The organism is Methylobacterium sp. J-078, assembly GCF_022829285.1.
GTDB lineage: Bacteria > Pseudomonadota > Alphaproteobacteria > Rhizobiales > Beijerinckiaceae > Methylobacterium.
This window is the reverse complement of the sequence record NZ_JAKSYI010000094.1, coordinates 54572-74805: the sequence shown is the minus strand read 5'-3', so window position 1 is coordinate 74805 and position 20234 is coordinate 54572. Positions and strand designations below refer to the sequence as shown.

The following is a 20234-nucleotide window of genomic DNA, read 5'->3' as shown; positions in this document are numbered from 1 at the left end:
TTCCGTGGCGAGAGCATGGCAAAGCCCTTCGCGGATGCGAGATCGGGGCGGTTTCATGGTATGACCGCGCTCGGCGCATGGGTGCGGCCCGCGGCCCGTCCGTGGCTCCGGATGGCCGCCACGCCTATGTGCGATGCGTCGGTCGGGGTATTTCAAAATTCGGAGCGTCGCCGCCCAGCAGGGCCTCAGTCGGCGCGGGAACGTGATGGCGTACGCAGTCAAGGAACTTTTCCACACCCTCCAGGGCGAGGGCGCGCAGGCGGGGCGGGCAGCGGTGTTCTGCCGGTTCTCCGGCTGCAATCTCTGGTCGGGCCGCGAAGAGGACCGCGCCACCGCCGCCTGCACCTTCTGCGACACCGATTTCATCGGCATGGATGGCGCGGGCGGCGGACGCTTCGCGACGTCGGATGACCTCGCGGACACAATCGCGCGCACCTGGGAGGGCGGCCCGCGGCACCGCTACGTGGTCTTCACCGGCGGCGAACCCCTGCTGCAACTCGATCCGGCCCTCATCGCCGCCGTCCATGCGCACGGGTTCGAGATCGCGGTGGAGACTAACGGCACGCTTCCGGCACCCGCGGGCATCGATTGGATCTGCGTCAGCCCGAAGGCCGGCAACCCGATCGTGCAGCGCAGCGGACACGAGCTGAAGCTCGTCTTCCCGCAGGTTGAAGCCCTCCCGGAGGCCTTCGCGGAGCTCGACTTCCACCACCATTGGCTCCAGCCGATGGACGGGCCGGAGCGGCTCGCCAACACCGCCGAGGCCGTCGCCTATTGCCGGCGCGACGCGCGCTGGCGCCTCTCGCTCCAGACGCACAAGATCATCGGGATCCCTTGAGGCTCCCATCCCGCTCGCACCATGAAGTTTTCGCAATGAAGATCACGCAAGCCTTCACCTTCGAGGCGGCCCACCGCCTGCCGAACGTGCCCGAGACCCACCGCTGCCACCGCATGCACGGGCATTCCTACCGGGTCGAACTCACCCTCTCGGGCACCGTCGATCCGGCCACCGGCTGGGTGGTGGATTTCTTCGACGTGGAGCATGCCTTCGCGCCGGTGCTGGCCCGCCTCGACCATTATTGCCTCAACGAGATCGAGGGGCTGGAGAACCCCACCGCCGAACACATCGCGGCCTGGATCTGGGAGCGCACCAAGGCGGCGCTGCCGGCCCTCTCCTCCGTGAAGGTCTACGAGACGCCGATGTCCTGGGCCGAGTACGAGGGCGAGGCGCTGCGATGAGGGACTCGGCGATGAGGGACTCGGCGATGAGCGGGGGCGCCCTGGTCCTGTTCTCGGGGGGGCAGGATTCCACCACCTGCCTCGCCTGGGCGCTCGCGCGCTTCGACCGTGTCGAGACCCTGGGCTTCGATTACGGCCAGCGCCACCGCATCGAACTCGATTGCCGGGACACCTTGCGCCGGGGGATCGCGGCCCTGAAGCCCGACTGGGCGGCGCGGCTCGGGGACGACCATACGCTCGCCCTCGACGCCCTCGGCCAGGTTTCCGAGACGGCGCTGACCCGCGACACCGCGATCGCCTTCACGGATGGCGGCCTGCCCAACACCTTCGTGCCGGGCCGCAACCTCTTGTTCCTCACCTTCGCGGCAGCCCTCGCCTATCGCCGCTCCCTGACTCACCTCGTCGGGGGCATGTGCGAGACGGATTTTTCGGGCTACCCGGATTGCCGGGACGACACCGTCAAGGCGCTGCAGGTGGCGCTGAATCTCGGGATGGATCGCCGCTTCGTCCTGCACACCCCGCTGATGTGGATCGACAAGGCCGAGACCTGGCGGCTGGCGCAGGATCTCGGCGGGCAGGCCTTGGTGGACCTCATCGTGGAGGACAGCCACACCTGCTACCTCGGCACGCGCGGCGACCGCCACCCCTGGGGCCACGGCTGCGGCCAATGCCCGGCCTGCGACCTGCGCGCCAAGGGCTATGCACGGTTCACCGCCGAGGCCGTGGCCAGCTGACGGGGCGGCGATTCACTTCTGCGCGGCGCTCTGCGAGCCGCCGAAGCTGAAGACCCGTCCTAGCAGGCCGTCGAGGGCCCGGAAGAACGCCTCGGCTCCATAGCCGGCGAGAAAGGCGATGCCGGAGGCGGAAATCGTGAAGCTGCCGATCCCGCCCGCCGTCCGCGCGGCGACGTTCTCCGGGCTCAGGAACAGACCGACGCAGACGCCGGCCACCATGCCGAGGGGAAGCCGGATGAAGGCGAGCGTGCGGTCGCGCGGCGAGAGCAAGCTGTCCGTCACCTTGTCCTGCACGCCGCGCACGAGGGCGGCCAACGTGCCGACGAGGCCGAACAGGATCGGAAGGAGGTAGTTGGACATCATCGTCAGGACGCCGGCGATCGACTGCGCGTCTTCCTGGCGGCCCCGTTTGCCGGGGTCGGGGCTGTCGTCCACCCCGGCCCCGCAGCTCAGGGCCGGCTCCGGATCGTGCATCGGCAGCAGAGCCGTCGCGACGCGGAAGAGCCAGTACTGACTGTACTGCCCGACATCGGCGACCGCGACGCAGAGCTGCGCATGGCGATAGGCGTACTCGCCGCACAATTGCTGGATCGTCGAGTCCCGCTCGTCGTCGGACGTGTCCTTCCTGTCCGATCGCAGGTTGCAGACCCGCTGAAGATCGTACGGGGTGTCCTTCCGGGCGGATCTCTGCTTGTTGAGCTCCTCGTGCACCTTCGCAGCGGTCAGCGTATCGTTTCGCTTGGCCTCGTCGAAGCGTGCGGCGAGCTGCGCCCCGTAGGTGACCTGCCAGAGGAGGATCGCCGACAGCACGGTCACGATCAGGCCCAGCCAAGCCAGCCGGTCCTTGATTTTGCGGAAGGCCGTCGCGCTCGCGTAGAGGGACGGATAGGCGGTGCGCGCCGCCTCGACCCGGTTCGTCGCTACCTCCGACGGGTCCTCCATGAACATCGTCGTGTAGGCGATCGTCATGCCGCGCGCTGGGTAGGCGAGGACGTTGAGCGCATCCTTGACCAGGAGCAGGAAGGCCGCGTCCTGGGCATTCTCGCGTTCCGGCTTGTCGGGCGGGTAGCGCAGGCTCGAAACCCGCTGAATGACCTCGCTCGTGGTCATCGATGCGCCGTCATGGGCGGGATCGGCGATCTTGCCGTTGAGGTCGGCAAAATGCTTGTCGGGACGGCCGGACACGAAATCCAGCAGCAGGTAGACCTCGTTCAATTCCTGCTGGAAGACGAGGCGGTGAAAGTCGGGCGGATGCCCCGCCGGCGGAACGGCTCCGCCCGGCGCATGTGCGCCCTCGACCCGCTGAACAGCGCCGTCGGCGCCGCTCGTGGTCTTCGTGAGTAACGTTGGCCGAGGTCCATCGCGTTCGTCAGACGCATCCATGAAAATCACCTCTGTTCGTGACTCACGTTGACGCTTCAATTCATGACGTTTCGATATTCTATTTACATGAGACCGCGTAAAAAATCTCTAATACAAAAATGATTTCAACGCGAACAGAATTCGTCCTCTTTCGCACCAGATAATCATTTTCTACAATATTCATTCGCAAAATCAAGGCTGAACACTGAACTGTCTCATCGACAGCGCCGCCTTGTTGCATTACGAGAGGTGATCCGTCAGTGCGAAGATTCGGCGAGTACCTTGCCGCAGGGAAGGCGACGCGATGGCCCGCAACCCGAGGACACCCCCCCAGCAACCGCCGGAGCCTGCGGCCGTGGCGGGGGCCGAAGGCGCCGTCGATCCCATTCCCGGGGGCGATGCCGACCACATCACGCCTGACGATCTCGCTCTGAGTACCAGTGCGTCACCGGATTCGGGCGGTGCAATTTCTTTCGCGGCGCCGGCCGCCGCGGCCATTCGAATCGTGATCGCCCGCGACGGGCTCAAGCTCCGGGCCGGGCCCGGTATTGAGTTCCCGGCGATCCGCACGCTCACCCTCGGAACCCGCGTCCATATCCTCAAGCAGGACGGGGCCTGGACCCTGATCGACCAGGAAGGCGATGGAGCCGCGGACGGCTATGTCTTCGGCTCCTTCCTTCGTGACGAGCAGCGGGATGCCGCCACCCCAAACCGGAGCCCGGCAGCGCGCACGGGCAGCTTCGTCCCGCTCGACAAGTCGATCCTGCAGGGAATCATGGACGGCTGCGGCGGGATCCCCATCCGATCCAAGCTCGATCTCGACGTCGTGGCGGACGCGCTCAACCGGGCCATGCTGCTCGCGGACGCGAATACGCGCCTGCGCGAGGTCGCGTTCCTCTCGCAATCGGTCATCGAGACCGACTACTTCCGGACGTTCAGCGAGTACGGAAAGGGGCAGGGAAAGGCTTATACGCCCTATTACGGCCGCGGCATGCACCAGTTGACATGGGAAGCGACCTACGCCGCCTGCAGTCGGAGCATCTTCGGGGACAACCGGCTCGTTACCACGCCCGATCTGATCCTGAGCGACATCGAGGTCAACATCAAAGCGACGGCTTGGTACTGGCGCGACTACAAGCCCTTCAACGCCTTGGCCGATGCGGCGGATATCGACGAGATTATCCACCGGCTCTACGGCGGACAGATCACGAGTCCGAACGCGGCCGTGCGCCGCTCCGTCATCCTTCGTCGCAGCTTCTACGTCACGATTGGAAGGATCCTGGACAAGGTCGGGTGATCCTCGATCCCGCCGGGGGCCCCTCTCATCCCCCAACCCCACGCCAAACCGCCGATGGCGCGGGACGGGACCTCGATGGTGGCGTCCCTTCGGCCCCCAATCCGGAGGTCGGGAACGGAGTCGCGGCGCATGTCCTTGACACCGTACCGGACGAGGGCCGTCCAGACCCGCGGGTTCGTTGCCTATTCGGGCACGGCCGTCCGATCCGATCCCGCCGCGTCATCGGTGCGGCGCGATGCCAGCGCGTCGCGTTCCAGCCGGAGGAAATCGACCAGGCGCTCCACAAGGCGCCCCGGTGGGCGGGCCGCCGGGCGGATCAGCCGGGTCTCGATCGGCAGGGCCGGCCGGAACGGGCGCAGCACGATCGGCAGGCCGGTCTCCGCCTCGAGCTGGGCCATCGCCCGGCTGACATGCGGCTGGCCGATCCCCAGGGCTTCGGCGGCCCGGGTCATCCCGCCGTGACGCATCACCGCGCGGAAGAGATCGAGATGCGCGGGGTTGATCATGCCTTTCTCGCATCGAAACGAACCGATCCGTCATTTGACGGCATGGCCGCCGGATGGTTGTCAAGGCGCCCGCCTTCACACAGGTCTCATACCCATGCTCAACCTCCTGCTTCCCGTGGCCCTCTCCGTCATGGCGGGGGCCAGCATCGTGGTTCAGCAGGCCCTGATCGCGAATTTGCGGATCGCCCTGAACTCCTCCGCCTGGGCGGGCTTCGCGAGCTACTTCGTCGGTCTCCTGTCCATGGTGGTGCTGGCCCTGGCCTTGCGCGATCCGTTGCCGGCTGCGAGCCTGACCGCGCGCATTCCCTGGTGGGCCTGGAGCGGGGGGTTCTTCGGCGCGGTCTTCATCGCGCTGGCCACGATTCTCGTGCCGGAGCTCGGGGCGGCGACCTTCCTGGCGCTCCTCGTCACCGGGCAGATGCTCGCCTCGGTGGCCTTCGACCATTTCGGCTGGCTCGGCCTCGCCCAGCGCGCCGTCGACGGGCCGCGGCTGATCGGCGTGGCGCTCCTGATCGGCGGCGTCATCCTCATCCGGCGCTGAGGGTTCGGCTCACCCGACCTCAGTGGCGCTCATCCGCAGGCGCAGCACCTCGACGTCGGCGTGGTTGCTCGACAGGAGGTCGGTGATGTCGCCATCGAGCAGCGCCGTCACGTGGCGGCACCGGGTGCCGTAGCGTCCGGCCATGCAGGTGCAGCGCAGGTGCGGCCCGTTGCTGCGATACTCCAGAGTCACGGCGTAGCGGTTGCCGCTGCTGCCGCGCACCGCGAAATGGAGGCCCGCCGAGGCCGTGGGACGCGTGCTCACTGTGACGCGGGCTCGCTCCGTCGAGGAGACCGGCCGGCCCTGCGGCGGCGTACGGTCGGGCCCCGCCGGAACCGTGGTGATCGGCAGGCGAAGCGTCCGCGACAGGGCGGGCACGTCCGGCGCGCCCGTCTCCCTCGCGGCGGCCAGCGCGATCTCCGCGCAGGCATAAGCATCCTCGCCGGCATCGTGGTGGGCGAACCGGATACCGAGGCGCGCCGCGACCTTGCCGAGGCCGCAGCCCTCCTCGGCCGGGAACACCCGCCGGGCGATCTGCACCGTACAGAGGTAGGAGAAGGCCGGAGGCCGGACCCCGTAGGCCGCCAGGGAGGCGCGCAGCACGCCGAGGTCGAAGCCGGCATTGTGGGCGAGGATCAGCCCCGAGGTGAGATCGGGCAGGAATTCCGCAATCACGGTGGGGAAATCGGGCTTGTCGCGGACGTCGGCCGGGAGAATGCCGTGGACGCGGATGTTGCCGGGCGAGAAGCGCAGATCCGGCGGGCGGATCAGGCGGGATTCGCGTCGGACCACCCGGCCGCCGGCGATCCAGGCGAGGCCGACCGCACAGGCGCTGTCGCGCCGCTCGTTGGCGGTCTCGAAATCGAGGGCGATGACGGTCATGCGGTGGCCGGGGAATCCTGTGCCGGCCGGGCGCGGCCAGACGCCCGCGGGGGCGGGCCCCGCCGAGTCTAGGCGCCCGCGATTCCCGGCTCAAGCGCTGGCGACGAGCGCCAGCCATGCCTCTTCGCTGATGACCTCGACGCCGTGCTTCTCGGCGTCCTTCAGCTTGGAGCCCGCCCCCGGCCCCGCCACGACGAGGTCGGTCTTGGCCGAGACCGAGCCGGAAACCTTGGCCCCCAGGCGCTCGGCCGTGGCCTTGGCCTCCGAGCGGGTCATCCGCTCCAGGCTGCCGGTGAACACCACCGTCTTGCCCGCGAAGGCGGTCGCGGTGGCGGGGGCCGCCATGGGTTCGGTCCTCACCTGATCGAGCAGTGCGCGGACCGCCGCGTCGTTGTGCGGCTCGGCGAAGAAGGCGATCAGCGAATCCGTCGCCACCGGGCCGATCTCGCCGTCATCGGCGAAGTGGCGATAGGCATCGCCCGGCCGCTGCCCGGCCGCCCGCGCGATGCCGGCCGCGATCGCATCCGCGTCGCCGTAATGCTCCAGCAGGCTGGCGCGCTGGGGCGCCGACAGGCGCACGTGCCCCTGCGGCTGAGCCTCCGCCGCCTCGTCCTCAGCGGCCTCCGCCTCGCCACCCGCGCGGGGATACCCCACCTCCAGCAGGCGGTCGCGGGTGGTCGGGCCGATGCGGGGCAGCGCCGAGAGTTCGATCCAGGCCGGGCCGGCCTGGTCGCGGGCGGCCGCGGCGACACCTGCCATCAGGGCGGGCATGTCGGGGAACCGCTTGGCCAGGGCCTTGGCGGTGGATTCGCCGATCTCCGGGATGCCGAGGGCGAAGAGGACGCGGTTCAGCGGCAGGCTGCGGCGGTCCTCGACCGAGGCGAGGAGGTTCTTGATCGCCTTGTCCTCCTCCTCGCCCTTCTTCTTGGTCGGCTTCTTCGGAGCGGGCACCCCTTCCGCCCGGCGCTCGGCGGAGAGCGCCTCGCGCCGGGCCACGATGGCGGCCTTCAGGGGCTCGAATTCGAGGCGGAAGAGGTCGGCGGGCTGGCGCACCAGACCAGCCTCGAACAGCACCTCGATATAGGTCTGGCCGAAGCCCTCGAGGTCGAAGCCGTTGCGCGAGACGAAGTGCTTCAGGCGCTCGACGCCCTGCGCCGGGCAGATCAGTCCGCCGGTGCAGCGGCGCACGGCGTCGGGCTTGCCCGTGCGCGGATTGATCTCGCGGACCGCCCGGCTCCCGCAGGCGGGGCAGCGGGTCGGAAACTCGTAGGGCTTCGAATCGGCCGGGCGCTTCTCCAGCACGACGTCCATCACCTTCGGGATCACGTCGCCCGCCCGCTGCACCACGACGGTGTCGCCGACCCGGATGTCGCGCCCGTCACGGATCGGCTCGCCGTCGCCGCCGACGCCCTGGACGTAGCCCTCGTTGTGCAGGGTGGCGTTCGAGACCACGACGCCGCCGACCGTGACGGGGCGGAGCCTGGCCAGCGGGTTCAGGGAGCCGGTGCGCCCGACATTGATCTCGATGTCCTCGACGACGGTCAGCGCCTTCTGGGCGGCGAACTTGTGGGCGAGGGCCCAGCGCGGCGAGCGCGAGACGAAGCCGAGCCGGCGTTGCAGGGCGAGGTCGTCGACCTTGTAGACGACGCCGTCGATGTCGTAGCCGAGGTCGGCGCGCTCGGCCTCGATGCTCCGGTAATGCGCGATCATCGCCTCGGCGTCGGCGCAGAGCCGGGTGCGGTCGTTGACCGGCAGCCCCCAGGCCCGGAACCGCTCCAGCACGCCGTGCTGCGTGCCCTCGAAGGCCGGCACCACCTCGCCCCAGGCATAGGCGAAGAACTTCAGCGGACGCGAGCGGGTGATCTCGGGATCGAGCTGGCGCAGGGAACCGGCCGCCGCGTTGCGTGGGTTGGCGAACAGGGCCTTGCCGGCCGCCGCCTGGCGCGCGTTGATGGCGGCGAAATCCGCATGGCCGAGATAGACCTCGCCCCGCACCTCGCAGACCCGCGGCACGTCGGCCCCGGCGAGGTGCTGTGGAATATCCGCGACCGTGCTGGCATTGGCGGTGACGTCCTCGCCGACCTCGCCGTCGCCGCGGGTCGCCGCCGTGACGAGGCGGCCGTCCTCGTAGCGCAGGGCCAGGGAGAGACCGTCGATCTTCGGTTCGGCGGTGAAGGCCAGGGGCTCGGCCTCGGGCCGATTCAGGAAGCGCCGGACGCGGGCGACGAACTCCGCCACCTCCTCGTCCGCGAAGGCGTTGCCGAGGGAGAGCATCGGCACCGCGTGCCGCACCTTGGCGAACTTCTCGGACGGCTTGGCACCCACGGACGCGCTGGCGGCGCCGGTTCCAGCCAGATCCGGAAACCACGCCTCGATCTGCTCCAGACGCCGGCGCAGCGCGTCGTAGTCCGCATCCGTGATCTCGGGGGCATCCTCCTGGTGATAGAGGCGGTCCGCCTCGGCGATCCGTTCGGACAGGTCCGCGTGCTCGGCCCGCGCCGTCTCGGCGGTCATCGTCTCGAGGCTGTCGACGGCGTTGTCTGCGGGCATGAGCTGCTTCGTGATCGAGTGCGGGTGCGGCGTCGGCTTATAGCAATCGGGAACCGTGACTGCACCGGCCGAGGTTCCGGCCGGAACAAGGCTCTGCACAGGCCTGTAACCGCTCGCGCCGGCCAGGCGAATGTATGCCGACACCGCCATGCCCCCGCGCTCGCGAGGCCGGCTGCGACCCCGCGCCGCCTCAACGATCGTCCCGGCCCCCTATCTTTCGACCAAACGCCCAACGATCCCGGATCACCATGCCAGCCCTGCCCGCCTTCTCCGCACCCTGGCGCGACCGCGCCGGACGCGTCTCCGGCCTGAAGCTCGCGACCTTCCTGTTCGCCCTGGCTCCGGGCCTGTGGCTGGCCGGCGCCTACGCGGCCGATGCCCTCGGGGCGAAGCCGATCACCGCGCTGCTGCACGGCACCGGCGAATGGGCGGTGCGGTTCCTGATGCTGTCGCTGGCGGTGACGCCCCTACGGCGCATCGCCCACGCGCCGAAACTCATCCTGGTGCGCCGCATGCTCGGCCTGACCGTGCTGGCCTACGGGCTGATCCACCTGATGCTCTACGTCGTCGATCAGAACTTCGTGCTGACCAAGGTGGTCACCGAGATCCTGTCGCGGATCTACCTGACCATCGGTTTCGTGGCGCTGCTCGGCCTCGTGGTCCTCGGCGTTACCTCCACGGACGGGATGATCCGGCGCCTCGGCAAGGCCTGGCCGCGCCTGCACAAGACCGTCTACGTCATCGCGATCCTCGGGCTGATCCACTATTACCTGCAGGCCAAGATCGACGTGTCCGACCCGGTCTTCTGGACCGGTGCCTTCCTGCTGCTCATGGGCCACCGCGTGATGCAGCGCCTCGGGTGGCCGACCAATCCGCTGACCCTCCTGGGCCTCGCGGTCGCCGCCGCCCTCGTGACGGCGCTGCTCGAAGCGGCCTGGTACGGCGTCGCCAGCGGCATCCCGGCGAGCCTCGTCCTGTCGGCCAACCTCGACGTTCCGGACACCGTCCGACCGGCCTGGTGGGTGCTGGCCCTCGGCCTCGCCGTGCCGATCCTCAACGCCGTACGGGCCCGGATGGACAAGAGCGGGCGCGGCAAGGCGAAACCCGCTCCCGCCCCGCGTCAGACCCCGGCGCCGACGCGGGAGGCCGTGGCCGCGCGCTGAGAGCCTGAGCTCCGGGACTTGCTCCGGGTGGCCGGCACGCGCATGAAGCGGCCGGCGTCACGGAGGGGAAAGCCCGCATGCGGACACGGATCTCAACGACGGCAGCCCTCGGCCTCGGCGCTCTGGTCTCGGCCGGCACGGCACGGGCCGCCTGCACCCTGCCCGAACCGCCGCCGGTCGCAGACCGTCCGGCGAAGCCGCCGCTCCCCGCCAAGCCGCCCTGCCTCGACGCCAAGGGCGGCTGTCCGGGCTGGGAGGCCTACAGCTACAACGACGCGATCAAGACCTACAACGAGAAGGCCGCCGCGTTCCGCCCGCTGGCGGACGCCTACGTCAAGGCGCTGAACGCCTACGTGAAGGCGAGCAGCGACTACGCGCAGTGTGAGGTGAAGACCCTGCAGGAGCGATGATCGCTCCAGGGCTCGCTTGACCCCCGACGGGGGCGGTGCCACAGCCCGGCGCAGATTTCTCCTTCGCCAGACTGGACGGCCCGATGCCCGAATCCCTCGACCTTCTCGTTCTCGGCAACGCCATCGTCGACCTCATCGCCCGCACCGAGGAGGACTTCCTCGCGGCGCAGGGCGTGCCCAAGGGCGCGATGCAGCTGATCGACGAGGCACGGGCGGAATCGCTCTTCGCCGCCATGGGACCGGCCACCATCGTGTCGGGCGGCTCGGGCGCCAACACGGCCGTAGGCGCGGCGATGCTGGGCGCCAGGACCGGCTTCGTCGGCAAGGTCCGCGACGACGAGCTCGGCGGCCTGTTCGCGCACGACCTCAAGGCCACCGGCGTGCGCTTCCCGGTCGCGGCCGCCACGGACGGCCCGGCCACGGCCCGCTGCTTCATCCTGGTCACGCCGGACGGCGAGCGCACCATGAACACGTATCTCGGCGCCTGCCAGGGCCTGTCCCCGGCCGACGTCGACGCCGCGACCGTGGCGAGCGCCCGCGTGGTCTATCTCGAAGGCTATCTCTGGGATCCGCCGGCCGCCAAGGACGCCTTCCGCAAGGCCGTGACCATCGCCCACGAGGCCGGCAACGCCGCGGCGCTGACCCTGTCGGACGCGTTCTGCGTCGGCCGCTACCGCGACGAGTTCCTGGGCCTGATCCGCGACGGCAGCATCGACATCCTGTTCGCCAACATGGCCGAACTGCAGAGCCTCTACGAGACCGACGACGCCGAGACCGCCATCAAGGCCCTGCGCGACGAGAGCGCGGCCCGCGGCAAGGACCTCCTCGGCCTCGTCACCCGCTCGGCCGATGGCGCCCTCGTGATCCAGGGCGGCAACGTGCAGGCCGTCTCCGCATCGCCGGTGCACGAACTCGTCGACACCACCGGCGCGGGCGACCTGTTCGCGGCCGGTTTCCTCGCCGGACATGCCCGCGGCCTCGACCACACGACCAGCGCCCGACTCGGGGCGCTGGCCGCCGCCGAGGTGATCCAGCACATCGGCGCCCGGCCGCAGCACGATCTCGTCGCCCTCGCCAAGGCGCAGGGTCTGCTCTGACGCCGTCCCGTCGAGCGCGGGGCGTTCCCGGGTCGGCGGCCCCCGGGGTCCGCGCGGGGACCATCCCGCGCGGGGTCGGCGTTCACAGCCGCAGCAGCACCTTCCCGACGGCCTCGCGCCGCTTGAGGATGCCGAGCGCCGCCGCGTAGCCGGCGAGCGGGTATACGCCGTGAACCTTCGCGGTGAGGCGCCCCTCCGCCACCCAGGCGAGCAGTTGCTCCTGGTTGGCCCGGTGCGCCTCGGGCTCGCGATCCACGAACACGCCCCAGTGCACGCCCTGGATGTCGATTCCCTTGAGAAGCGCCAGGTTGAGCGGGATGCGCGGAATGTCGCCGGCCGCGAAGCCGATGACGAGATAGCGGCCCTTCCAGCCGAGGGACCGCAGGGCCGGCTCGGCGTACTCGCCGCCGATGGGATCGTAGATCACGTCGACGCCCTGCCCGTCGGTGAGCGTGCGCAGGGCCTCGCGCAGGTTGTCCGCGGCGTAGTCCACCGTGCGCGTGGCGCCGTGGGCCTGCGCGGTCGCCAGCTTTTCCGGGGAGGACGCGCATGCGATGACCTGGGCCCCCATGATCGCGCCGAGTTCCACCGCCGCGAGGCCGACGCCGCCGGAGGCGCCGAGCACCGCCAGGGTCTCGCCGGGCTGCAGCCGGGCGCGGTCGCGAAGGGCGTGGAGCGAGGTGCCGTAGGTGATGGTCAGCCCGGCCGCCTGCTCGTCCGAGACGCCCGCCGGCACGGGCGTGAGATGGCGGGTGGCGACCGCGATCCGCTCGCGGCAGGTGCCGAATTTTTGGTGGACGATGACGCGGTCGCCGACCGAAAAGCCCTCGGCCCCGTCGCCCAGGGCCTCGATCACGCCGCAGGCCTCGCCGCCGGGCGAGAACGACAGGTCGGGCTTCACCTGGTAGCGCCCGGCGATGATCAGGGTGTCGAAGAAGTTGAGCGCCGCGAGCGTGATGCGGACCAGCGCTTCGCCCGGCCCGGCCACCGGATCGGGCAGATCCGCGATTTCCAGATCCTCCGGTCCCCCGAGCCGGGTGCACAGCAGCGCCTTCATGCCCAAACCTCCGCCTGAACTTCGTTCCCGGGCGCTTGCACCGGCACGGGCGCCCGCGCAAGCGCCGGATCGGGTCAGGGGCGTTCGTAGGTCCCGGCGAGGTTGCCCTTGGCGAGGACGCGTCCCACCATCGCCTCCAGCAGCGCCCCCCGACCGGGATGCTCGGGCAGGTCCAGGGCGCGGTCGAGGGCATAGGCCTGGAACAGGTAGACGTGGGGCCCGTGACCGGTGGGTGGGTCGGGCGGCAGCCAGCCCGACTTCAGGAAGCTGTTCTGGCCGAGGTCGAGCCCCGATTCGGGCTGGCTCGCCGCGCCCTCCGCCAGCGGCGCTCCGGGGTCGAGGTTCCAGGCGATCAGGTGGACCAGGGGGCTGGGCGTCGGGCTGCCGGCATCCTCGCAGAGCAGGACGACCCGCGTCGTGCCGGGCGGCAGGCCGGTCCAGGCCAACGGCGGCGATGCGCCCGGTCCATCGGCCGTGAAGCGCGCCGGCATGGGGCTGCCGTCCGCGAAGGCCAGGCTGGTGAGCGCGAGGCCTTCGGGCACCGCGGCGAACGCGGTCCGATAGGCGGTCTTGTCGAGCCCGGCCTTCAGGCCGGACAGGGCGGCGCCCACGGCGTGCGGAATCTTTTCGAGCAAGGTCGGTCTCCCACGAGCTATGGCGACCAACCGCGCATGCCCCGGAAGGTTCAGGCCGGGTGCCCGGCGCCGACCGGGCGCTGCGCCGTAATCATGTAGTTCACCGCCGTATCCCGGCTCGCCCGCCAGGACCCGTCCAGGGGGTTGAGCACCACGCCGGTCGTGTCGGTGACGGTGAGGCCGCCGTCATTCACCGCACGGGCGAGTTCGTCGGGGCGCACGAACTTGTCCCAGTCGTGCGTGCCCTTGGGCAGCCAGCCGAGCACGTACTCGGCGCCGACGATCGCCAGCGCGAAGGAGCGCAGGGTCCGGTTCAGGGTGGCGGCGAACAGGAGGCCACCCGGCTTCACCGCCCGAGCCGCCTGCGCCACGAAGGCCGGCATGTCGACGACGTGCTCCACGACCTCCATCGCGAGCACGATGTCGAAGCGCTCGCCCCCGGCCACCACGTCCTCGATGGTGCGGGCGCGATAATCCACCGGTACGCCCTCCGCATCGGCATGGGCCTGCGCGACCTTGATGTTCGTGGGCGCCGGATCGAGCCCGGTCACCCGCGCGCCGAGGCGGGCCAGCGGCTCGGACAGCACGCCGCCGCCGCACCCGATATCCACGACGGTCAGGCCGTCCAGGGCGAAGGGGGCGTGCGGATCGCGCCCGAAATGCCGACAGGCCGTGTCGCGGATGTAGGCGAGGCGGACGGGGTTGAAGCGGTGCAGCACCCGCATCGGCCCGGCCTCGTCCCACCACGTCGCCGCGATGGCCTCGAAGCGGGCGACCTCGTCGCGGTCGATGGAGGCACCTGTGGGTCCGGTCATCGTCTCGGCATGTCTCGTGCGGGGTGGGCGCGCACCATTGTTGACACGCCCGGGCGGCCCTTGTACCCGCCGAAGCCCTGCCCGGTACAGCAGCCAAGCGACGCGGCAGGCCGTCCGGGCGGGGAAATCCGTCCCGCGGCCCGATCAATCTCTGGTCATGCCGGAATCCCTGGGTCCTGCGATGTGTCGCGGCCGCGACAGGCTCCGTCTGGTGAGAACATGCCCCGTTTGGTGATGAAGTTCGGCGGTACGTCCGTCGCGAATGTCGAGCGCATCCGCAACGTGGCCGCCCACGTGGCGCGCGAGGTCGCGGCCGGCTACGACGTGGCCGTCGTGGTCTCGGCCATGTCCGGCAAGACCAACGAGCTGGTCGCCTGGGTCAAGGACGCGAACCCGATCTACGAAGAGGCCGAGTACGACGCCGTGGTCGCCTCGGGCGAACTCGTCACCGCCGGACTGCTGGCGATCGCGCTCCAGAAGAACGGCATCAAGGCCCGCTCCTGGCAGGGCTGGCAGATCCCGATCCTGACCTCGGACGCCCACGGCTCCGCCCGCATCGAGGGCATCGACGGCGCCCGCCTCGATGCCGGATTCCAGCGCGGCGAGGTCGCGGTCATCGCCGGCTTCCAGGGCATGCACCAGGATACCGGCCGGGTCACCACCCTGGGCCGCGGCGGCTCCGACACCAGCGCCGTGGCGATCGCGGCCGCCATCGGCGCCGAGCGCTGCGACATCTACACCGACGTCGACGGCGTCTACACAACCGATCCGCGCGTGGTCCAGAAGGCCAAGCGCATGGAGCGCGTGACGTTCGAGGAAATGCTGGAGATGGCGTCGCTCGGCGCCAAGGTCCTGCAGGTCCGCTCCGTCGAGCTCGCCATGGTCCACCGCGTGCCGACCACGGTGCGCTCCTCCTTCGATCCGCCGGACAATGCCCGGCCCGGCACCCTCATCTGCGACGAGGACGACATCGTGGAACAGCAGATCATCACCGGGATCGCCTTCTCCCGAGACGAGGCGCAGATCACGCTTCGCCGCGTGAAGGACAGCCCCGGCATCGCCGCCGCCATCTTCGGACCGCTGGCGGATGCCAACATCAACGTCGACATGATCATCCAGACCGTGTCGGGCGACCAGTCGACCACCGACATGACCTTCACGGTCCCATCGGCCGATTACGAGCGCGCCCGCAAGATCCTCGACGCGCAGAGCGGCGCGATCGAGTTCGGCCAGATCGAGGGCGCCACCGACGTGGTGAAGGTCTCGGCCATCGGCGTCGGCATGCGCAGCCACGCGGGCGTCGCCGCCAAGGCCTTCCGCGCCCTGGCGCAGAAGGGCATCAACATCCGCGCCATCACGACGTCGGAGATCAAGTTCTCCGTGTTGATCGATGCCGCCTACACGGAGCTTGCCGTTCGCACGCTCCACTCGCTATACGGCCTCGACCAGGCCTGAAGTCCCGGAGCGCGCGAACGCCAGGCGCGCCAACCGGATGAGGCCGAAGCCGGATCGAGGAGACCATGCCCGCTGCGCCCGGAGGCCCGCGCCTGCTTCTGCGCCGCCTCCGCGAAGCGATGGCGGAGCCGGTCAGCCCGCAGGCGCGTCTCGACCGCATCGTCACGCTGATCGCCGCCAACGTGATCGCGGAGGTGTGCTCGGTCTACGTGCTCAGCGATGACAACATCCTCGAACTGTTTGCAACCGAGGGTCTCAATCGCGAGGCTGTCCACCTGACCCGCCTGCGGGCGGACGAGGGTCTCGTCGGCCTCATCGCCAAGACCGCCGAGCCGCTCTCGCTCTCCGACGCCCAGTCGCACCCGTCCTTCTCCTACCGCCCGGAGACGGGCGAGGAGGCCTACCACGCCTTCCTGGGCGTCCCGCTCCTGCGCGCGGGCAACACCCTCGGCGTCCTCGTCGTCCAGAACAAGACCTACCGGGTCTATTCCGAGGAAGAGATCGAAGCGCTCCAGACCACCGCCATGGTGCTCTCGGAGATGATCGCGTCGGGCGAGTTGCAGGCGCTGGCGCCGGGGGCCGGCTCGGCCGCGCGCCGGGCGGTGAGCCAGCGCGGCGTGGCGCTGGCCGACGGCATCGGCCTCGGGCACGTGGTGCTGCACGAGCCGCGCATCGTCATCAAGCAGCTCATCGCCGAGAACGTGGACCGCGAGGTCGAGCGCCTGGAGCAGGCCATCGGCGAAGTCCGCTCGGCCATCGACGATCTCGTCGAGCGCGGCGACAGCATCGGCACGGGGGAATCCCGCGAGGTGCTGGAGACGGTGCGCATGTTCGCCCACGACAAGGGCTGGCTGCGCCGGATGCGCGAGGCCGTGCATTCGGGCCTCACCGCCGAGGCCGCCGTCGAGCGCGTCCAGTCGGACAACCGCGCTCGGATGATGCGCCAGAGCGACCCCTATCTCCGGGACCGCCTGCACGACCTCGACGATCTCGCCAACCGCCTGCTGCGCACCCTGATCGGCGCGGAGGGCAACGGCGCGCAGCGCGTCCTGCCCGAGAACGCGATCCTGGTGGCGCGCTCCATGGGCCCGGCGGCCCTCCTCGACTACGACCGCACGGCCCTGCGCGGCGTCGTGCTGGAGGAAGGCGGGCCGACGAGCCACATCGCCATCGTGGCCCGCGCCCTCGGCATCCCGGCGGTGGGCGAGATCGCCAACGCCACCGCGCTTTGCGATGCCGGTGACGCGATCATCGTGGACGGAGCCACGGGCGAGATCCAGGTGCGGCCCGGCCCCGAGATCGAGGCGGCCTATGCCGAGATGGTGCGCCTGCGCGCCCGTCGGCAGGAGCAGTACCGGGCCCTTCGCGACGTGCCGGCCGTCACCCTCGACGGCACCAAGATCGGCCTGCAGCTGAATGCCGGCCTCCTCATCGACCTGAGCCACCTGCACGAGACCGGCGCGGACGGCATCGGCCTGTTCCGCACCGAGCTGCAGTTCATGGTGGCCCAGCGCATGCCCTCGGCCGCCGAGCAGCAGACGCTCTACGAGGCGGTGTTCGCCGCCACCGGCGACCTGCCCGTCACGATCCGCACCCTCGACATCGGCGGCGACAAGATCCTGCCCTACATGCCGGCCCTCGAGGAGGAGAATCCGGCGCTCGGCTGGCGCGCGATCCGCATCGGTCTCGACCGGCCCGCCCTCCTCAGGGTGCAGCTGCGTGCGCTCCTGAAGGCGGCTGGCGGGCGCCCCCTCAAGATCATGTTCCCGATGGTGGCCACGGTGGACGAGTTCACCCGCGCCAAGGCCATCGTCGAGCGCGAGAAGGCGCACCTGCGCCGGCACGGCCATGCCCTGCCCAGCGACTGCAAGCTCGGCGTGATGGTGGAGGTGCCCTCGCTCCTGTTCCAGATCGACGAGATCTCCAAGGCCGCCGACTTCCTGTCGGTGGGCTCAAACGACCTCATGCAGTTCCTGTTCGCGGTGGACCGCGAGAACCGCCGCGTCGCCGACCGCTTCGACACCCTGAGCGTTCCGGCCCTGCGGGCCTTCCGTGTCATTGCCGAGCGAGCGGCCGCGGCCGGCTGCCCTGCCACCGTCTGCGGCGAGATCGGCGGGCGTCCGCTGGAGGCCATGGCGCTGATCGGGCTCGGCTTCCGCAACCTCTCGATGTCGCCCGCCGCCATCGGCCCCGTGAAGGCCATGGTGCTGGGCCTCGACGCCAAGGCGGTGGCGGCGCTGATCGACACCGAACTCGCCCGTGCGGGGGACGGTGCCTCCCTCCGCCCAACGCTGGCCGCCTTCGCGAAGGCGCACGGTGTGCCAATTTAGGTCCGGCGTGCCTATCTGAACGGGTCGTGCCGCGGCCCCGTCGTCGAATGAGGCCTCCGGCCCGACGAGCCCTTGTCCCCATGAGAGTTTCCGAAGGGCGATGACCCCAATTCCTCCCGACCGTCTCGACGCGATCCTGACGCGCCACGACATCGTCACCGCCACGCTGAGCGCCGGCTCGGCCGATTCCGACACGTTCGTGCAGTTGTCGCGCGAGTTGTCGGAGTTGGAGGGCGTCGTCGCCGCGATCCACGCCTATCGCGCGGCGGCGCGGAATCTCGCCGACATCGAGGCGCTGATCGACGAGCCGGGCAGCGATTCCGAGATGCGGGCGCTGGCCGCCGACGAGAAGCCGGAGGCCGAGGCCGGGCTGGAGGCCGCCCACCGCGCGCTTCAGCTCATCCTTCTGCCCAAGGATTCGGCGGACGAGAAGAGCGCCATCCTGGAAATCCGGGCCGGCACCGGCGGCGACGAGGCCGCCCTCTTCGCCGGCGATCTCTTCCGCATGTATGCCAAGTACGCCGACGCCAAGGGCTGGAAGGTCGAGGTGATCTCCGAGAGCGAGGGCACCGTCGGCGGCTACCGGGAAGTCATCGCCGAGGTGAAGGGCAAAGGCGTGTTCGCCCGCCTGAAGTTCGAGAGCGGTGCCCACCGGGTGCAGCGCGTGCCCGACACCGAGACCCAGGGGCGCATCCACACCTCCGCCGCCACGGTGGCGGTGCTGCCGGAGGCCGAGGAGGTCGACATCGTGATCAACGATGCCGACCTGAAGATCGACACCATGCGTTCGCAGGGCGCCGGCGGACAGCACGTCAACAAGACCGAATCGGCGATCCGCATCACCCACATGCCGAGCGGCATCGTCATCTTCGTCCAGGAGGAGCGCTCGCAGCACAAGAACCGCGCCCGGGCGATGTCGCTGCTACGCTCCAAGCTCTACGACGCCGAGCGCACCGCCAAGGACGCGGCCCGGGCCGCCGACCGCAAGTCGCAGGTCGGCTCCGGCGACCGCTCCGAGCGGATCCGCACCTACAACTTCCCCCAGGCCCGCGTCACCGACCACCGCATCAACCTGACCCTCTACAAGCTGGAAGAGGTCCTGGCCGGCGAGGCGCTGGACGAACTCGTCGACGCCCTCGTCACCGAACATCAGGCGGAACTGCTGGCGGCCGAGGGCATGGCCTGACGGCGCGGGCGGCGTCCGGCATGCCCACGATGCGCTTCGATCCGACACTCAGCCGCAGCGCGGCCCTCAAGCAGATGACGGAGGCGTTGGCGGCGAAGGGCATCCTCGGCAACGATGCCCGCTTCCTCGTCCTCGACCTGCTCGGGCTCAACACGACCGAGCTCATCCTGCACGGCGACCGGCCGCTGGGCACGCCCGATGCGGACCGGCTCGAAGCGGGCCTGGCGCGGCGACTTTCCGGCGAGCCCGTGGCACGCATCGTCGGCGCCTGGGAGTTCTGGGGCCTGCCCTTCGGGCTTTGCCCGGAGACCCTGGTGCCCCGCACCGACACCGAGACCCTGGTGGAGGTGGCCCTCGCCGCCCAGGCCGACCGTCGCCGCCCCTTACGCGTCCTCGACCTCGGCACGGGCTCGGGCTGCATCCTCGTGGCGCTCCTCAGCGAATTGCGGAACGCCTTCGGAATCGGCATCGACCGCGCTCATGCGGCCCTGGTGCAGGCCCGGACCAACGCGGACCGGAACGGCGTCGGCCGGCGGGCGGCCTTCGTCCAGGCCGACTGGACGGCCGGCCTGCACGGCGCCTTCGATCTCGTCGTCTCGAACCCGCCCTACATCGCCAGCCCGGCGATTCCGGGCCTCGCCGTGGAGGTCAGGTGCCACGATCCCCTGGCCGCCCTCGACGGCGGAACCGACGGGCTCGATGCGTATCGCCACATCCTACGCAGTCTGACCCTGGGACCGGCCCGCCTCGCGCCGGGCGGCACGCTGGCGTTCGAGATCGGTTACGATCAGGCTGACCCCGTTCAGCGGCTGGGGCTGGAGGCCGGGTTCGGGCCGGGGCGGATCACGCGTGACCTTACGGGCCATGCCCGCGTCGTGTGTTTCAGACCGGATTGAGCCGGTTTTGGCAGCGGGACTTGTGGGGCGGGAGCGCGAAACTTATCTGGAGTCTGGCAAGCGGCGCAAAAAGAGCTTG

General features: G+C 70.0%; 19 protein-coding genes. 12 read left to right on the top strand and 7 right to left on the bottom strand.

Translation table 11 applies throughout. The features are described 5' to 3' along the window. Positions 1 to 205 precede the first annotated feature (205 nt). The 3 genes from queE to queC are packed head-to-tail and all read left to right on the top strand — an operon-like array spanning position 206 to position 1973. The gene (gene queE, locus MKK58_RS14340) at positions 206 to 838 is read left to right on the top strand and encodes a 7-carboxy-7-deazaguanine synthase (protein WP_243912688.1); all 633 of its coding nucleotides are present in this window, start codon (positions 206 to 208) and stop codon (positions 836 to 838) included. A 35-nt stretch (positions 839 to 873) separates the two neighbouring features. Continuing rightward, positions 874 to 1239, top strand: a complete 366-nt coding sequence (queD, locus tag MKK58_RS14335; RefSeq protein WP_243912687.1) for a 6-carboxytetrahydropterin synthase QueD — start codon at positions 874 to 876, stop codon at positions 1237 to 1239. An 11-nt stretch (positions 1240 to 1250) separates the two neighbouring features. Further along, positions 1251 to 1973, top strand: coding sequence for a 7-cyano-7-deazaguanine synthase QueC (gene queC / locus MKK58_RS14330; RefSeq protein WP_243912686.1), 723 nt, complete (start codon positions 1251 to 1253; stop codon positions 1971 to 1973). 12 nt (positions 1974 to 1985) lie between these two features. Here queC and MKK58_RS14325 read toward each other — a convergent pair whose 3' ends face one another. Next, complete coding sequence (locus MKK58_RS14325; RefSeq protein ID WP_243912685.1) at positions 1986 to 3356, bottom strand: hypothetical protein; 1371 nt, start codon at positions 3354 to 3356, stop codon at positions 1986 to 1988. Positions 3357 to 3639: 283 nt separating this feature from the next. Here MKK58_RS14325 and MKK58_RS14320 point away from each other — a divergent pair, with 283 nt between their 5' ends. Next, positions 3640 to 4632, top strand: coding sequence for an SH3 domain-containing protein (locus tag MKK58_RS14320; RefSeq protein ID WP_243912684.1), 993 nt, complete (start codon positions 3640 to 3642; stop codon positions 4630 to 4632). Positions 4633 to 4814: 182 nt separating this feature from the next. Here the strand turns inward: MKK58_RS14320 and MKK58_RS27155 are convergent, their stop codons facing one another. Next, positions 4815 to 5138 carry a LysR family transcriptional regulator gene (locus tag MKK58_RS27155; RefSeq protein WP_409565249.1) on the bottom strand — a complete coding sequence of 108 codons (324 nt, stop codon included), beginning with the start codon at positions 5136 to 5138 and terminating at the stop codon, positions 4815 to 4817. 94 nt (positions 5139 to 5232) lie between these two features. On the opposite strand from MKK58_RS27155, the gene MKK58_RS14310 reads away from it, so the two are divergent. Beyond that, a complete protein-coding gene (locus MKK58_RS14310) occupies positions 5233 to 5679 on the top strand; it encodes a DMT family transporter (RefSeq protein ID WP_243912683.1) in 447 nt (148 codons plus the stop codon). A gap of 9 nt (positions 5680 to 5688) precedes the next feature. Here MKK58_RS14310 and MKK58_RS14305 read toward each other — a convergent pair whose 3' ends face one another. Further along, entirely contained in the window at positions 5689 to 6561 is an 873-nt protein-coding gene (locus tag MKK58_RS14305; RefSeq protein ID WP_243912682.1) for a 3'-5' exonuclease, read from the bottom strand. A 90-nt stretch (positions 6562 to 6651) separates the two neighbouring features. Further along, entirely contained in the window at positions 6652 to 9111 is a 2460-nt protein-coding gene (gene ligA / locus MKK58_RS14300) for an NAD-dependent DNA ligase LigA (protein ID WP_243912681.1), read from the bottom strand. Positions 9112 to 9359: 248 nt separating this feature from the next. Here ligA and MKK58_RS14295 point away from each other — a divergent pair, with 248 nt between their 5' ends. The 3 genes from MKK58_RS14295 to MKK58_RS14285 all read left to right on the top strand — a co-directional run bounded on the left by MKK58_RS14295 (position 9360) and on the right by MKK58_RS14285 (position 11781). Continuing rightward, on the top strand, positions 9360 to 10274 hold the full coding sequence (locus MKK58_RS14295) for a sulfite oxidase heme-binding subunit YedZ (protein WP_243912680.1): 915 nt from the start codon (positions 9360 to 9362) through the stop codon (positions 10272 to 10274). Between the two features lie 77 nt (positions 10275 to 10351). Beyond that, the gene (locus MKK58_RS14290) at positions 10352 to 10684 is read left to right on the top strand and encodes a hypothetical protein (RefSeq protein ID WP_243912679.1); all 333 of its coding nucleotides are present in this window, start codon (positions 10352 to 10354) and stop codon (positions 10682 to 10684) included. Positions 10685 to 10767: 83 nt separating this feature from the next. After that, positions 10768 to 11781 (top strand): adenosine kinase, encoded by a 1014-nt coding sequence (locus MKK58_RS14285; RefSeq protein WP_243912678.1) that lies wholly within the window; start codon positions 10768 to 10770, stop codon positions 11779 to 11781. Positions 11782 to 11863: 82 nt separating this feature from the next. Here MKK58_RS14285 and MKK58_RS14280 read toward each other — a convergent pair whose 3' ends face one another. From MKK58_RS14280 to ubiG, 3 genes are all read right to left on the bottom strand, one after another. Next, positions 11864 to 12838, bottom strand: a complete 975-nt coding sequence (locus MKK58_RS14280; protein WP_243912677.1) for an NADPH:quinone oxidoreductase family protein — start codon at positions 12836 to 12838, stop codon at positions 11864 to 11866. A gap of 74 nt (positions 12839 to 12912) precedes the next feature. Next, positions 12913 to 13473: a YbhB/YbcL family Raf kinase inhibitor-like protein gene (locus MKK58_RS14275; protein WP_243912676.1), complete on the bottom strand. Its 561-nt coding sequence runs from the start codon at positions 13471 to 13473 to the stop codon at positions 12913 to 12915. A gap of 50 nt (positions 13474 to 13523) precedes the next feature. Continuing rightward, positions 13524 to 14288 carry a bifunctional 2-polyprenyl-6-hydroxyphenol methylase/3-demethylubiquinol 3-O-methyltransferase UbiG gene (ubiG, locus tag MKK58_RS14270; protein ID WP_243912675.1) on the bottom strand — a complete coding sequence of 255 codons (765 nt, stop codon included), beginning with the start codon at positions 14286 to 14288 and terminating at the stop codon, positions 13524 to 13526. Positions 14289 to 14507: 219 nt separating this feature from the next. Here ubiG and MKK58_RS14265 point away from each other — a divergent pair, with 219 nt between their 5' ends. The 4 genes from MKK58_RS14265 to prmC all read left to right on the top strand — a co-directional run bounded on the left by MKK58_RS14265 (position 14508) and on the right by prmC (position 20155). Continuing rightward, entirely contained in the window at positions 14508 to 15743 is a 1236-nt protein-coding gene (locus MKK58_RS14265; RefSeq protein ID WP_243912674.1) for an aspartate kinase, read from the top strand. Between the two features lie 65 nt (positions 15744 to 15808). After that, entirely contained in the window at positions 15809 to 18073 is a 2265-nt protein-coding gene (gene ptsP, locus MKK58_RS14260) for a phosphoenolpyruvate--protein phosphotransferase (RefSeq protein ID WP_243912673.1), read from the top strand. Positions 18074 to 18173: 100 nt separating this feature from the next. Next, the gene (gene prfA / locus MKK58_RS14255; protein ID WP_243912672.1) at positions 18174 to 19259 is read left to right on the top strand and encodes a peptide chain release factor 1; all 1086 of its coding nucleotides are present in this window, start codon (positions 18174 to 18176) and stop codon (positions 19257 to 19259) included. A 20-nt stretch (positions 19260 to 19279) separates the two neighbouring features. Continuing rightward, entirely contained in the window at positions 19280 to 20155 is an 876-nt protein-coding gene (gene prmC, locus MKK58_RS14250; protein ID WP_409565248.1) for a peptide chain release factor N(5)-glutamine methyltransferase, read from the top strand. The last annotated feature ends 79 nt before the right edge of the window (positions 20156 to 20234 follow it).

Bases quoted from the DNA above. Each gene is read 5' to 3' on its own strand.
- ubiG (WP_243912675.1), bottom strand. From the start codon at position 14,288: ATGACCGGACCCACAGGTGCCTCCATCGACCGCGACGAGGTCGCCCGC.
- queC (WP_243912686.1), top strand. From the start codon at position 1,251: ATGAGGGACTCGGCGATGAGCGGGGGCGCCCTGGTCCTGTTCTCGGGG.
- prfA (WP_243912672.1), top strand. From the start codon at position 18,174: ATGACCCCAATTCCTCCCGACCGTCTCGACGCGATCCTGACGCGCCAC.
- prmC (WP_409565248.1), top strand. From the start codon at position 19,280: ATGCCCACGATGCGCTTCGATCCGACACTCAGCCGCAGCGCGGCCCTC.
- MKK58_RS14305 (WP_243912682.1), bottom strand. From the start codon at position 6,561: ATGACCGTCATCGCCCTCGATTTCGAGACCGCCAACGAGCGGCGCGAC.
- MKK58_RS27155 (WP_409565249.1), bottom strand. From the start codon at position 5,138: ATGATCAACCCCGCGCATCTCGATCTCTTCCGCGCGGTGATGCGTCAC.
- MKK58_RS14320 (WP_243912684.1), top strand. From the start codon at position 3,640: ATGGCCCGCAACCCGAGGACACCCCCCCAGCAACCGCCGGAGCCTGCG.
- ligA (WP_243912681.1), bottom strand. From the start codon at position 9,111: ATGCCCGCAGACAACGCCGTCGACAGCCTCGAGACGATGACCGCCGAG.
- ptsP (WP_243912673.1), top strand. From the start codon at position 15,809: ATGCCCGCTGCGCCCGGAGGCCCGCGCCTGCTTCTGCGCCGCCTCCGC.
- MKK58_RS14310 (WP_243912683.1), top strand. From the start codon at position 5,233: ATGCTCAACCTCCTGCTTCCCGTGGCCCTCTCCGTCATGGCGGGGGCC.
- MKK58_RS14285 (WP_243912678.1), top strand. From the start codon at position 10,768: ATGCCCGAATCCCTCGACCTTCTCGTTCTCGGCAACGCCATCGTCGAC.
- MKK58_RS14280 (WP_243912677.1), bottom strand. From the start codon at position 12,838: ATGAAGGCGCTGCTGTGCACCCGGCTCGGGGGACCGGAGGATCTGGAA.
- MKK58_RS14325 (WP_243912685.1), bottom strand. From the start codon at position 3,356: ATGGATGCGTCTGACGAACGCGATGGACCTCGGCCAACGTTACTCACG.
- MKK58_RS14290 (WP_243912679.1), top strand. From the start codon at position 10,352: ATGCGGACACGGATCTCAACGACGGCAGCCCTCGGCCTCGGCGCTCTG.
- MKK58_RS14295 (WP_243912680.1), top strand. From the start codon at position 9,360: ATGCCAGCCCTGCCCGCCTTCTCCGCACCCTGGCGCGACCGCGCCGGA.
- queD (WP_243912687.1), top strand. From the start codon at position 874: ATGAAGATCACGCAAGCCTTCACCTTCGAGGCGGCCCACCGCCTGCCG.
- queE (WP_243912688.1), top strand. From the start codon at position 206: ATGGCGTACGCAGTCAAGGAACTTTTCCACACCCTCCAGGGCGAGGGC.
- MKK58_RS14265 (WP_243912674.1), top strand. From the start codon at position 14,508: ATGCCCCGTTTGGTGATGAAGTTCGGCGGTACGTCCGTCGCGAATGTC.